Below are 12979 nucleotides of genomic sequence, written 5' to 3'. Positions count from 1 at the left end.
ACACCACCCGGAGGCGGGACGCAGGGTTCCTGGTGCGGCAGCCGCCGCAGCAGACCGTCGACAGGAAGCGGGAGCATCATGACCTCCACGAACCAGGCCACCGTCCAGCGCTACCTCCGGTTCTGGAACACCGGCAAGCCCGACGAGCAGCAGGAACTGGCCACCGACACGTTCACCGACGACGTCGCGTACCACGCGGTGATCGGGGTGTTCCGCGGCCGGCAGGCACTGATCGACTTCCACGACCAGTTCACCGGGCACATGACCGACGCGGTGCTCCGGCACCGTGGGGAGCCGCAGCTCCACCACGACCGGGGCCGGGTCCGGTGGGAGATCGAGGTGGGTGACGGGAAGTCCTTCGCCACCGGCACGGACGTGCTGGTATTCGACAACGACGGCCGGATCAGCGAGATCACCGCCTTCCTGGACCGGGCGCCGGAGGGCTTCGACCCGCACGCCCACCACTGACCCGAGCGCTGCCCGGCGGGGGCGGGATCACCGCCCCGCCGGGCAGACCGGGGTCAGTGGCCGCGGGTGGCCCGGCAGATCTCCACCGGCAGGGCCGGCGCGCCGTCGATCGGGGCAGGGTCCTCCGGGGTGGCGGCGATGCCGCCGGCTGCGATCCGGTCCAGGGTGGCCAGCCCGGCCGCGTCCACGGTGCCGAAGACGGTGTAGTTGGGGCGCAGCGCCGAGTCGGACTGGACCAGGAAGAACTGGCTGCCGTTGGTGTCCGGGCCGGCGTTGGCCATGGCCAGGGTGCCCCGGGCGTAGAGCCGGCGGACGCCGGTCGGGTCGGTCGGCGCGGGCGGCAGGTCGGTGGGCAGTTCGTCGGCGTACCGGTAGCCCGGGCCGCCCTCGCCGGTGCCCGACGGGTCGCCGCACTGGAGCACCTTCAGCGTGGGGTACGCGGTGAGCCGGTGGCAGGGCGTCCGGTCGTAGAACCGGTGCCGGGCCAGGTGCAGGAAGCTCTGCACGGTGCACGGTGCCTGTTCCCGGTCGAGGGTCAGCCCGATCGGGCCCTGGTTGGTGTGCAGGGTGACCCGGACCGTGCCGTGGTCGGGCGTCCGCCGCGGGTCGGGCGGCAGCGGCACCGGCCGGGCCGCCGGCTCGTCCGGTGTCGGCGTGTACGCGCACGGCCCCGGCGTGGGCTGCTGCGGGGCGGGCGGGGCGGCGCTCGCGGCGGCGCCTCCGGTGGCGACCAGCGCGGCGGAGATCACCGCCACGCCGGCGAGGCGGGACAGCAGCGACGGGGCGACGTGCGGTCGGGTTTCGCTCGACACGTGGGTCCTCCCTGGACTCGTGGTACCAGAAAGACCGGAGTCTATGGACCCGTCGACCCGATGTCGACAACCGTCGACCTGTCCGGGCCGGCCGCCGGCCCACATCGGGCAGCGGGGTCGAGCGGCCGCACCGCGCCGGCGTCGACCGCGACGGGGCGGCTGCGCCGTCCCCGGCGGGCCGCGGTTCCGCCGTCACCGGCGCGGGCCTAGGCTGAGGTAGGCACGGGGGTCGTGACCAGGGAGGCAACGCCATGAGCCAGACGGAGCGCACGGACTTCGCGGACGAGTGGAACGTGGCCGAGGACGACGGCGTCCTGGACGCCTCGGACACCCTCGACGACGACCGGGTGCCCGATCCTCTCGACACCGGCATCGTCGCCGCGGACCACTGGACGGCCGCGAACCGGTTCGGCACCACGCCGGCGGAGGAGCGGGCCGGTGAGTCGCTCGCGCAGCTGCTCGCCCAGGAGGAACCGGACGTCGACCCGTACGCCGAGCCGGCCGACGACGAGGACGAGCTGACCCGCCGGGGGTACGAGCGGGAGGCGCGGACGGGCCGCCTGGTCGCCCCCGACGAGGGCTTCGGCGAGGACGAGGAGGCGGACTCGGTCGCCTGGGACGCCGGGATCGACGGCGGCGGGGCCAGCGCGGAGGAGGCCGCGATCCACCTGGTCGACGACCCGGACGGCCCGGGCGACGGCCCACTGCGGTAGGGCCGCGCACCGGACCGGGTGTCCGCTGGACGTCAGCGGACGATCTTGAAGTTGAACATCGCGGTGTTCAGCGCGCCCATCAGGCGCAGCCACACCGGCAGCAGCATCTCGGTGCCGCGGGCGGTGGTGATGTCACCGAGGTCGATGACGTCGGTGTGCCCGAAGGACTCCAGGATGCCGGTCACGGTCTTCTTGGCCTCGGCGTCGTTCCCGGACAGGAAGACCGAGTGGTCGCCGCCAGCGAGCGCCCGCGGGTCGACCATCAGGGCGGCGGTGAGCGTGTTGAGCGTCTTGACCACGCGCAGTTGCGGGAAGGCGGCCTGAATCTGCTCGCCGAGGCTGTCGGTGTCCTTGACGGACAGGGTGGGCGGGAACCCGTTGCTGAAGTCCAGCGGGTTGGCGGCGTCGATGAGGATCTTGCCGGCCAGGTTGTCGGCGCCGGCGGCCCGCAGCGCCGCGATCGACACGTTGCCGGAGGTGGCGTTGACGAGCAACTCGGCGCCGGCAGCGGCCTCGGCGAAGGGGGCCAGGCGCACCTGCGGGTGCGTGCTGGCCCACGCCGCGTAGGGCGGGTTGCCCATCCCGTCCGGGGTGGTCCTGGCCAGCGTCGCCGCGACGTCGCGGGTGCCGACGGTCACCTCGTGACCCAGCTCGGCGAGACGGCCCGCCAGCGCCTGGCCGACCATGCCGGTGCCCAGAACTGCGATCTTCATGCTGCTGCTCCCTCGTGAAGGCTCGGTGGCCCACCCAAACTAACAGACAGGTCTGTCTATCGCAAAGGCTCGCGAGCGGGAGACCCGGGGACGAATTGCACAGACTTGTCTGTACGATGAGAGCCCTGCCACGGAGGTGAACGGATGAAGCAGTCAGCGCAGCCGGCGCGGGAGCGCATCCTCGACACGGCGTTCCGGCTGTTCTACGCCCACGGGCCCCGCGGCGTGGGTGTGGACACCGTCATCGCCCAGTCCGGGGTGGCCAAGGCGACCCTGTACAAGCACTTCCCCCGCAAGGACGACCTCGTTCTGGCGTACCTGGACAAGGTCGACCAGGCGTGGTTCGGGCAGCTGCGCACGGCGGCCCGCGCGGCGGGCGCCGATCCGCGCGACCAGTTGGTCGGGATGTTCGACGCGCTCGGGTCCGCGTGCCGGCGGGAGGGCTACCACGGCTGCGCGTTCATCAACACGGCCGCCGAGAGCGAGGCCGGCAGCGAGGTGCACGCCCGCACCGTCGAGCACAAGCGCCTGGTGCTGGCGTGGGTTGCCGACCTCGCCCGCCGGGCCGGCGCCACCGACCCCGACCTGCTGGCCCGCCAGCTGACCCTGCTGCTCGACGGCGGCCTGTCCGCCGGCGTGCTGGACGCCGACCCGGCCACGCCGGCCGCCGCCAAAACGGCCGGCCGCGCGCTCGTGGACGCCGCCTGCCCCGGCGGTTAGCGCACCGCGCACGCCTGCGCCCGCTGGTGGTGCACTCCCCCATCGAGCTGGCCCAGTAGTGTGTGCCTCCACCATCGCCCGGCGCGCTGTCCGGCCCTAGGTTCCGTACATGGAGCCCAGCCGACCCGACCCGCGCCGGCCCGTTGACGACTTCCGGCCGCGGTGGTCGGGGTTCGCCGCCTTCTTCCGGGACCGGACCGACCTCCCGACCCCGTACCTGACCGAGCTGCACCACGCGCGGGACACCCGGCACGCATGGACGGTCGGCCAGTGGCGGTCCCGGGTCGAGGCGACGGCGGACTGGCTGCGCGGGCAGGGCATCGGCTCCGGAGACGCGGTGGCGACCCTCGCCGGCAACACCGCCGAGGCGCTCGCGGTGGCGTACGGGTGCTGGCTGATCGGGGCGTGCTGCGTACCGCTGAACGCCCAGGAGGCCACCGACCGGCAGGTGTTCGTACTGCGCGACTCCGCGGCGCGCCTGCTGGTGCACGCGCCGGAGCAGGCCGAGCGGGCCGCCGCCCTGGCCGAGGCCACCGCCCTGCCGCTGCACCACACCGACGGGCTGCCGACCGAAAGCCGGACCGAGGTGGCGGACGCGGCAGTCGGTCTGGACGTGGCGGCCTTGCGGCTCTACACCAGCGGCACCACCGGGGAGCCGAAGGGCATCATCACCACCGTCGGCAACCTGCTGACGGACCTGGACGCCCTCGCGCACACCGTCACCTGGGGTCGCGACACGCGGGTCTACACGGTGTTGCCGGTGCACCACGCCAACGCCCTGGTCATCTCCAGCCTGCTGCCCTGGCACACCGGCGCCTCCACAGTCCTGACCGACCGGTTCCGCACCGAGCGCTTCTGGGCCGACATCGCCGCCGAGCGGGCGACCACCGCCAGCCTGGTGCCCACCCTGCTGGAGTTCCTGCTCGCCGCCGACGGCGAGGCGCCCGAGGGTTTCGCCGAGGTGTTGTGCGGCGCGGGGCCGCTGCTGGTGGAGACCGCTCTCGACTTCGAGCAGCGCTTCACCGTTCCGATCCGGCACATCTACGGCCTGTCCGAGACCACCTGCGTCGCCGCCGCCATGCCCGCCCTTCCGGCGGAGCAGCGGCGGCACTGGCATGCCGACTTCGGCTTTCCCAGCATCGGCAGGGCACTGCCGCACGCGCGGATGGCCGTGCTGCACCCGGTCACCGGTGCGGAACTGCCCGCCGAGGTCCGCGGTGAGCTCGCGGTCCGCGGCGCGATCATCATGCGGGAGTACGCCGGACGCCCCGACGCCACCGCCGACGCCTTCCGGGGCGGGTGGTTCCACACCGGTGACGAAGGCTTCTGGCGTCCCGGTCCGGACGGGCACCCGGTCTTCTTCATCACCGGACGGATGAAGGAGCTGATCATCCGAGGCGGGCACAATATCTCGCCGTTCGAGATCGACGAGGTGCTGCGTACCCATCCGCGGGTGGCGTTCGCCCTCGCCGTGCCGTTCGAGCACCGGGTCTACGGCGACGAGATCGCCGCGTACGTCGTCGCCGCCGGGCCCCTGACCGCACGGGAGGTCCTCGACCACTGCGCGGCCCGGCTCGACTTCGCCCACCAGCCCAAGGTCGTCGTCTTCGGTGACGACGTGCCCTACACGGCGACCGGCAAGGCCAAGCGCCTCGAACTCAAGAGCCGCCTCGCCGCCGAGCTCGCCGCGTACCGCGATGTCGCCTTCCGTCGTCCCAAGGTCGCCTCCGAGGAGCAGCGGTGAGCCCCGAAGAACTGGACGTCCCCGTCACCGGCGGCACCCTGCGGGTGTGCCGCTGGCCGGGCGGGACCGGCCCGACCGTGCTGGCCGCGCACGGCATCACCGCCAACGCCATGTCCTGGGCACCGGTCGCCGAGTCCCTGGCCGGCCGCGCCACCCTGGTCGCCGCCGACCTGCGCGGCCGCGCGCGGAGCGCCGCGCTGCCCGGTCCGTACGGGCTCGCCCAGCACGCCGACGACCTCGTCACCGTCCTCGACCACCTGGGCCTCGACCGGGCACCGGTCGTGGGGCACTCGATGGGCGCGTTCGTCGCCGCCGTCGCCGCGCTGCGCCACCCGGACCGCGTCTCGTCGGTGCTGCTGGTCGACGGCGGCGTCACGCTGCAGGTGCCCGAGGGAGCGGACATCGACGAGGTCCTGGCGGCCGTCATCGGCCCGGCCATGCGCCGCCTGCAGATGACGTTCGACAGCGAGCGGACGTACCTGGACTTCTGGCGCAAGCATCCGGCCCTGTCCGCCGACTGGTCACCCGCCGTACGGGACTACGCGCTGCGCGACCTGGTCGGTGAGCCCCCGGCGTTGCACTCCTCCTGTTCCCTCGAGGCGGTACGCCGGGACGCCACCGACACGCTGCTGGACGAGCAGACGACAACCGCGGTCCATCGGATCCCGTGTCCGGCCACCTTCCTGTGGTGCGAGCGCGGCATCCTCGACGAACCGCAGGGCCTGTACGACGAGGTCCGCCTCCAGGTCGCCGGCCTCGACCACGGCCGGGTCACGGTCGAGAAGGTGCCCGACGTCAACCACTACACGGTCCTGCTCTCCGCCCGGGGCGCCAGCCGGGTGGCCGACCACATCGCCCGGATGACGTGAGGCCCGTCCTGGTCGCGGGCGTGGGCCGGTCCGGGCTGACGGCTGCGCCGGGGTGATCAGGCGAACTGCGGTGCGCGAACGTCGTGGCCCGGCTCGAGCGAGAGGTGCGCGGACAGCGCGCGGAGGAAGTCGGGCGCGTCGAAGATCTCGCCGGCGGAGGCGACCCCGCTCGTCCTCGTCCGGCCGTCCAGGATCCGGTGGACCGCCTCGACCGCCAGCGGCGCGCTGATGGCGTAGATGTCGCGGCCGCTGGCGGCGACGCGTCGCCGCGTGTCGCCGGAGCGGACGATGACGTCGACGGTGAAGGTCTGCGCGGACCGGCCGCGCTCGTCGACCGCAGCCGGTGCGGGTGAGTCCGGAGCGGCCAGGTCCCGGGCCGCGTCGGTGGTCATGTACGTGCGTACCTCGGGGATCGACAGGTGGCTGGGGACGGTGACGACGTCGGCCATCGAGAAGTCGCCGAGGACCGTCCGGCGGCCCAGCGGGGCCGGAAAGTCCCAGTCCAGGGTCGGCAGGTCGCGCTCGTCGACGTGGTACTCCAGCCGGCCGCCGGTGTAGCGGACCCGACGGCCGTCGCGCCGTTCCCGGGAGACGACGCCGGAGGCGAGGGTCCCGGCCGTGGGATGCCAACTGCTCAGACCGTACGCGATGTGCGCCTCGTCGGCCGCCGTCCAGTCGCCCATCGCCGTGGTGACCAGCAGATCACCGAGCCCGCCGTAGAAGGCCATCGCCGGAACCACCGCGACGCCCGCGGCCCGGGCACGCTCGGCGTAGTGCGTGAACGTGTCGACGTTGGCCTCGATCTCGGCCGCCACATCCACGTACGGGATCCCGGCGCGCAGGGCGGCCTCGATCACCGGCCCCGCGGTCGAGGCGAACGGGCCGGCGCAGTTGATCACCGCCACCGCGCCCCGCACCGCCCGGTCGACCGAGGCCGGATCGTCGACCGACGCCACCCGGTGTGCCAGCCCCGGCCGCGACGCCGCCAGCTCGTGGAGCTTGCCCGCGTCGCGCCCGAGGAGGAGCGGGACGAACCCGCGATCGGCCAACTCCGCCACCACGAACCGCCCGGTGTGCCCGTACGCCCCGAACACCGCCACCGTCTGACCCGTACCCATCTGCTTTTCCCCTCAAGAGATCGACTGAGGAGATCCTCCCGGCCGCGGCCGGACCCGGGCCAGTGTCTGGAACGCCATGCCCCGTACAATTTCGGACATGGCTACTGTCGCGCTCGCCGCCACCGACGGGATGCTGCACTTCGAGCTCGCCATGGCCTGCGAGGTCTTCACCCGCGACCCCTCCGGCCTGGCCGACCCGTGGTACGACCTCGTGGTCTGCGGCCCGGGCCCGGTCCGGATCGGCAGGTTCCGGATGGCACCCGACGACGGGTGGGACCGGCTCACCCGGGCCGACACCGTGATCGTCCCCGCCGTGGCGGACGTCGACGCCGACGTGCCGCCCGACCTGCTCGACGCCGTGCGGGCGGCCCATCAGGCGGGCGCCCGGATGGTCTCGCTGTGCACCGGCGCGTTCGTGCTGGCCGCCGCCGGCGTGCTGGACGGGCTGCGGGCGACCACGCACTGGGCCCACACCGAGGCGCTGGCCGCCCGCTATCCCCAGGTGCAGGTCGACCCGGACGTGCTCTACGTCGACAACGGCAACGTGCTCGCCTCCGCCGGCAAGGCCGCCGCGATCGACCTGTGCCTGCACCTGATCCGCCGCGACCACGGCTCGACGGTCGCCAACGCCGTCGCGCGCCGCCTGGTCGTGCCGCCGCACCGCGCCGGCGGCCAGGCCCAGTTCGTCACCACCCCGGTGCCCGCCCGCGACGACCATCCCCTCGCCAGCCTGTTCCCCTGGGCGTTGGAACGGCTGGACCGTCCGCTGACCGTGGAGGACCTGGCTCGCCAGGCCAACATGAGCTCGCGCAACCTGGCCCGCCACTTCAAGTCGGTCACCGGCACCACACCGCTCCAGTGGCTGTCCACGCAGCGGATCCGCCGGGCCCAGGAACTGCTGGAGAACACCGACGACAGCATCGACGCCATCGCGGAAGCGGCCGGCATGGGGACGGCCACGACCCTGCGCCGGCACTTCCACCGCACCGTCGGCGTGCCGCCGGACGCCTACCGTCGCACCTTCCGCAGCGCCTGACCTGCCGCTCCCGGCCCGCACGGCAGCCGGACACGGACCTTCAGATCAGACGTTGCCACGCATGGCGTTGCCGAACCGAACTGTCGCCGGTGAGGAATCCCTGGAGGAACTCGACGGCCTCGCTGATGTCGGTGGTTTCCGTCCGGTAGTGGGGGCCCTCGGCGCCCTCCCGGTATTCGATCGCCCAGGTCCCGCCGGCCGCGCCGGCGCGCGGCCCGTAGCCCGCCTGTGCCCACCAGCCGTCGGCCCGGTCCAGAACGGCGAAGTGGTTGTCGTTGTCGAGCCGGCGCAGCGTCCACTGCAACCGTGGGCCGTCCGGGTCCGGAATGGTCGGTAGGCCCGCCGCGGTCAGCACGAACGCGGGCGTGTAGCCGGGGGCGTTGGGGTTCAGCAGGTGATACCCCGGCTCGTAGCACACCAGGCCGTGCTCCGTCGCGAGATCGACGACCGCGTCCCACACCTCGTCGGCGCGCGACCACACGCACGACGCCACCACGATCGAGTCGGACCGATCGGGTGTCATGCTCCACACCCCGAGGGCGTCGATGTCCTGCTCCGTCAGGTCCTCCAGGGCGGGAAACCGCCGCAACAGCGCCTCGTGGAACCGGAGCACCGCGGGATGAGCGGCGAAGACGCCTCGATCGTCGTCGCCCCAACGGTCGAGCTTGGCCCGCGCCTCGGCCGCGCTGATCGGGGTCGGCTCGTGCCAGACGAACAGGTCGAAGCTCATGGCCACCTTCCAGCAGGACAGCACCGCCACCGCGCGGCGTGGGGGTCATTCTGACGCCGACGACCGACACTCCTGCCCCGGGCCGGGGTCGCCCCCGCCCCGCCGTCCTGGCCGCCGAGGGCGGAACGGCCGCTGCCCGGGCGACCTGGAGCGGTCACCCGGGCAGCGGTTCGACGGTGGCGCCTACCGCACCCCGTACGCCTTGATCAGCGTCTGCTCGACGGTGCTGCCGTGCTCGTCGGTGAGCTCCACGCGCAGCGACGCGTCCCGGCCCGCCTGGCCGGACTGGTCGACGGTGGCGGTGAATCCGGCGCCGCTCTGCGCCACCGGCACCTGGGACCAGGTGGTTCCGCTGTCGAAGGAGGCCCACATCCGGGCGCTGACGATCCGGCCCGCGTCGTAGTCGCGCTGCCCCGCAGCCCCGAACCCGACCTTGAAGTCGGCGGTGGCGGGGGTGAGATTGCGCTCGTCGACGGCGATGTCGTAGGACGGCACCAGCAGCGGCAGCGCGTGCAGCCCGTCGTCGGCCGGCCGCTGGGAGCGGAACCGGAACGAGGTGTCCGTGCGGTGGAACAGGTTCCAGTTCGGGTGGTACGGCGGCCCGGGGTTGAACCGCATCGTCGTCACGCGCAGCTCGTAGTCGGCCGCCTCGTCCGGAACGGACCAGGCTCCACTCGGGAACGGGGAGGAGCCGATCTGCACCCCGTCGCGGTAGACCTGCACGTTGCCGGCGTCACCGAAGCCACCGCCAGCGCTGTAGTGGTTGGGGTCGCTGTCGCCGAACGGCAGCATGGCGATGCCGATGAGGTCCTCCTGCCGCTCGCCGATGTGTTCCGGGGAGAGGTCGGCGCGGCGGGTGCCGACCGAACGCACCGGCCCCCGGTACCACTCGGCCCGGCGTGCCGAACCCGCGGCGTACGTGCGCGGCAGGTCGACCATGTACTCGTCGAACACCCCGGCGCCGCCGATCAGCTGCCGCCACTGCTGGTCGGCGGTGAAGTACGCGGTACGGGTGAAGGGTGCGCGCTGCGGCACGGACGCCATCGACGCGACCGTCGGGAACGACGGCCGGTACGCCTGCAGGACCTCGAACACGGCCCGGTCGGTACGCATCGAGTACACCGTCTCGTCGACCCGGCCGAGATCACGGTCGCGGACGTGCCGGACCACGTCGGGGCGGGTCATCCCGTCGTCGACGAACGCCAGGTTGTAGGCGTACGGGCTGGCCGCCACCGCCTTCCACTCGAGGGTGACCGGTCCGGCGGACAGCGCCTCGCGCAGTGCGGTCGACTCGGCCCCGCTGATGGTGAGTCCCGGAATCGTGTTGCCGGCGGCGACGCTGTTCCAGCGCCCGGCGGCGTCGCGGCCGAACAGCACGGCCTTGGCGCCGGCGGTCGCCGCGGCGGACAGCACGGCGGTCGGGTCGGCGGCGTCGTGCACCAGCACGACCTTGCCCGCCACGCCGGCCGCGGCCAACTCCGCCGCCGTGCCCGCACCGGCGAACGTCAGCGGAGCCGACCCGTTGCCGTCGAACTTGACCGCCGCCGACGGCTGGGTGAACGGCGCACCCAGGTACTCCGGGGTCAGGATGACGCCGCCGCTGGTACGCAGGTCCAGCTCCGGCGCGTACATGCGGTAGAAGGTGTCCAGCTCGAAGCCGCCGGAGTGCACCGGCGTGGTCCGCCCGACGTAGACGTCGTCGACCGACTTGCCGCCGGTGTACGAGGCGGACAGGTAGGCGCCGTCCCACCAGCGGCCGTACTGCATCGTGATGTTCTGCGCCTCGAGCGGGCGCTCCCCGTCGACCTTCTGGCGGATCGCCGTGCGGGCGTCGTAGGTGATGGTCCGGTCGGTGTCGTCGTGGTTGACGACCAGGTCCGGGTCGCCCATGAAGGTGATCGACTTGACCAGACCCGCCTCGCCCGTGGTGCCGTCGTCGTGGCTCGCGATCAGGGCGGCGATCGAGTAGCGGCCCTCGCGCAGGCGCAGCACCGGGTCCTCATCGAAGGTGGTGAAGCGCTGGCCGGTGAGCCGGTCGACATCGACGACGTCGACGAAGGACGGCGTGGCGGGAGCCTGGCCACGCCGGTCGATCAGGTGCAGGGTGACGGTGACGGTGTGCGGCTCCAGCCAGGCGCCGATCGCCGTGGTGACCGTGGTGCCGTCGCCGGCGCGGGCCACGAGGCGCCCACCGATCGTCCCGTAGGCCGACGCCGTCTGGCGGACGGCCGGGTCGAGGATCACCGGTACGTCCGCGGTGCCGTGCGCGGGCACGGTCACCGTGTCGAGCCCGGTCGTCAGCGTCCGCTGGGGCAGCGGGGTGCCGTCCTCACCCGTGGCGCCCTCGATCGACAGCGCGAAGGTGACCGGTGCGGCGCCGTCGTTGGTGAGCGTCACCTTCGTGGTGGCGGGCTGCTGGTGCAGGTGTGGCCAGTTGAACGAGCCCGCGTCGACCGTGCCCGGGCCGTAGACGTCGGCGGTGACCGCGCGGAAGGCGTCGACCACGCCGGCGCCCTGGGCGTACACGCCGCCGCTGGCGCCGGGGGCGACGGAGGACACCAGCACGGCCTTGCGCTGCTGGGCGCTCATCGCCGGGTGGCGCTGGGTGAGCAGCGCGGCGACCCCGGCCACGTGCGGCGCGGCCATCGACGTGCCGGACATGGACGTGTACGGGTCGCTGGTGCCGCCGCCGTTGCGGGCGGCGACGATGCCGACGCCCGGGGCGGAGATCTCCGGCTTCACCCGGTGCGAGCCGGTGACCGGGCCGCGGCTGGAGAAGGGTGCGGTGGCGCCGGCCGCGTCCACGGCGGCCACGGTCAGTGCCGCGTCGGCGCAGGCGGGTGAGCCGAGGGTGTGCGCGCCGGGCCCGGAGTTGCCGGCCGCCAGCACGAACAGGGTGTCGGCCTGTGCGGTGAGCCGCTGCGCCGCGACGCCGATCGGGTCGGTGCAGTCGGTGCCGATGCTGCCGCCCAGGCTCATGTTGACCACGTCCGCGCCCTTGTCGACGGCCCACTGCATGCCGGCGATGATCCAGGACTCCTGGCCGTTGCCGGCCCGGTCGAGGACCTTTCCGATCAGCAGCTTCGCGCCGGGCGCGACGCCCTTCTCCGCCCCGCCGGACGCCGCGCCGGTGCCCGCGACGGTGGAGGCGACGTGGGTGCCGTGCCCGTGCCGGTCGACCGCGCCGCCGGCCTCGCTGGTGAAGTTCTTCTCGTCGATGACCTGGCCGGCGAGGTCGGGATGGGTGGCGTCGTAGCCGCTGTCCAGCACCGCCACCGTGGTCCCCGTACCGTCGAAACCGTCCGCCCACGCCTTCGGCGCGTTGATCTGCGCGGTGCTGTCGGCCAGGTCCGCGCTGACCCGCTCGTCGAGCCACAGCTTGGCGATCCGCGGCCCGTCGGTGTCGGTGAGGTCCTGCCACAGCCGGGCGGTGTCCTGCTTGTCGACAGACAGGGCCACCGCGTCGGCCGCGGTCAGCGTCGAGACGACGTCCGCGCCGTCCGGAGGCTGCGGCGCCTGCCTGGTACGGGCGACGGATCCTCCGTACGTCGCCAGCAGCGGCAGGCTGTCGCTGGCCCGGTCGTCGTAGCCCTGGCGGGCCAGCCCCGTGACGTTGAACAGCTCCTCGTCCAGGCGCCCGGCGTTGATCAGCGGCACCGCGGCGGACGGGAAAACGTAGACGTCGCCCCGGAAGGCGCGGGTGACGTAACCGCCGGGGTCGGCGTGCGGCCCGGGCAGGACCGTGGCTGTCTCGCGGCCGGCGGGGTCCTTACCCACCAGCGCCCGGTCCCCGCTGATGAGGGTGACCTGGGTGCCGGCCGTCGGGGTGGCGCCGAGGGCGAGGTCGGCGCGGGCGGCGGCCGGCGGGGCGACGGACATGGTCGAAGCGGCGAGGATGACCACGCCGGCGGCACCGATCGTGCCGGCGCGTCGCCAGAGCGAGGGGATGGACATTGTGGCCTTCTTTCGGCGACCAGAGGATGCGAAGGATCTTTACAGCCCGATGGCGGGGAAAGCGCTGGTCGGCTGGGCGGGGATGCGCCGTGACGGGAACCC

General features: G+C 73.3%; 11 protein-coding genes. 6 read left to right on the top strand and 5 right to left on the bottom strand.

From position 1 onward, the window contains the following. Window positions 1-78 precede the first annotated feature (78 nt). Window positions 79-468, top strand: a complete 390-nt coding sequence (locus tag EFE23_RS03280; RefSeq protein ID WP_123239376.1) for a nuclear transport factor 2 family protein — start codon at window positions 79-81, stop codon at window positions 466-468. A 53-nt stretch (window positions 469-521) separates the two neighbouring features. On the opposite strand, the gene EFE23_RS03275 is transcribed toward EFE23_RS03280, so the two are convergent. Then, the gene (locus EFE23_RS03275) at window positions 522-1280 is read right to left on the bottom strand and encodes a peptidylprolyl isomerase (RefSeq protein WP_123239375.1); all 759 of its coding nucleotides are present in this window, start codon (window positions 1278-1280) and stop codon (window positions 522-524) included. A 251-nt stretch (window positions 1281-1531) separates the two neighbouring features. Here EFE23_RS03275 and EFE23_RS03270 point away from each other — a divergent pair, with 251 nt between their 5' ends. Continuing rightward, entirely contained in the window at window positions 1532-1993 is a 462-nt protein-coding gene (locus tag EFE23_RS03270; RefSeq protein ID WP_123239374.1) for a DUF5709 domain-containing protein, read from the top strand. A gap of 32 nt (window positions 1994-2025) precedes the next feature. Here EFE23_RS03270 and EFE23_RS03265 read toward each other — a convergent pair whose 3' ends face one another. After that, on the bottom strand, window positions 2026-2706 hold the full coding sequence (locus EFE23_RS03265; RefSeq protein ID WP_123239373.1) for an NADPH-dependent F420 reductase: 681 nt from the start codon (window positions 2704-2706) through the stop codon (window positions 2026-2028). 144 nt (window positions 2707-2850) lie between these two features. Between EFE23_RS03265 and EFE23_RS03260 the strand changes: the two genes are divergently transcribed. The 3 genes from EFE23_RS03260 (at window position 2851) to EFE23_RS03250 (ending at window position 6039) form a co-directional block, all read left to right on the top strand. Continuing rightward, window positions 2851-3426, top strand: coding sequence for a TetR/AcrR family transcriptional regulator (locus EFE23_RS03260; protein WP_123239372.1), 576 nt, complete (start codon window positions 2851-2853; stop codon window positions 3424-3426). Window positions 3427-3535: 109 nt separating this feature from the next. After that, a complete protein-coding gene (locus tag EFE23_RS03255; RefSeq protein ID WP_123239371.1) occupies window positions 3536-5170 on the top strand; it encodes a class I adenylate-forming enzyme family protein in 1635 nt (544 codons plus the stop codon). Then, complete coding sequence (locus EFE23_RS03250; RefSeq protein WP_123239370.1) at window positions 5167-6039, top strand: alpha/beta hydrolase; 873 nt, start codon at window positions 5167-5169, stop codon at window positions 6037-6039. Before EFE23_RS03255 ends, EFE23_RS03250 begins: the two co-directional genes overlap by 4 nt. Before the next feature lie 56 nt (window positions 6040-6095). Here EFE23_RS03250 and EFE23_RS03245 read toward each other — a convergent pair whose 3' ends face one another. Next, complete coding sequence (locus EFE23_RS03245) at window positions 6096-7157, bottom strand: saccharopine dehydrogenase family protein (RefSeq protein ID WP_123239369.1); 1062 nt, start codon at window positions 7155-7157, stop codon at window positions 6096-6098. 97 nt (window positions 7158-7254) lie between these two features. Between EFE23_RS03245 and EFE23_RS03240 the strand changes: the two genes are divergently transcribed. Further along, window positions 7255-8193, top strand: coding sequence for a helix-turn-helix domain-containing protein (locus EFE23_RS03240; RefSeq protein ID WP_123239368.1), 939 nt, complete (start codon window positions 7255-7257; stop codon window positions 8191-8193). 40 nt (window positions 8194-8233) lie between these two features. Here the strand turns inward: EFE23_RS03240 and EFE23_RS03235 are convergent, their stop codons facing one another. Both EFE23_RS03235 and EFE23_RS03230 read right to left on the bottom strand, forming a co-directional pair. Beyond that, on the bottom strand, window positions 8234-8923 hold the full coding sequence (locus tag EFE23_RS03235) for a hypothetical protein (RefSeq protein WP_123239413.1): 690 nt from the start codon (window positions 8921-8923) through the stop codon (window positions 8234-8236). Window positions 8924-9106: 183 nt separating this feature from the next. Continuing rightward, the gene (locus EFE23_RS03230; RefSeq protein ID WP_123239367.1) at window positions 9107-12877 is read right to left on the bottom strand and encodes a S8 family peptidase; all 3771 of its coding nucleotides are present in this window, start codon (window positions 12875-12877) and stop codon (window positions 9107-9109) included. Window positions 12878-12979 lie beyond the last annotated feature (102 nt).

Origin of the sequence: Micromonospora solifontis (assembly GCF_003725545.1) — a bacterium.
Lineage (GTDB): Bacteria > Actinomycetota > Actinomycetes > Mycobacteriales > Micromonosporaceae > Micromonospora > Micromonospora solifontis.
This window is presented reverse-complemented; position numbering and strand designations above follow the sequence as displayed.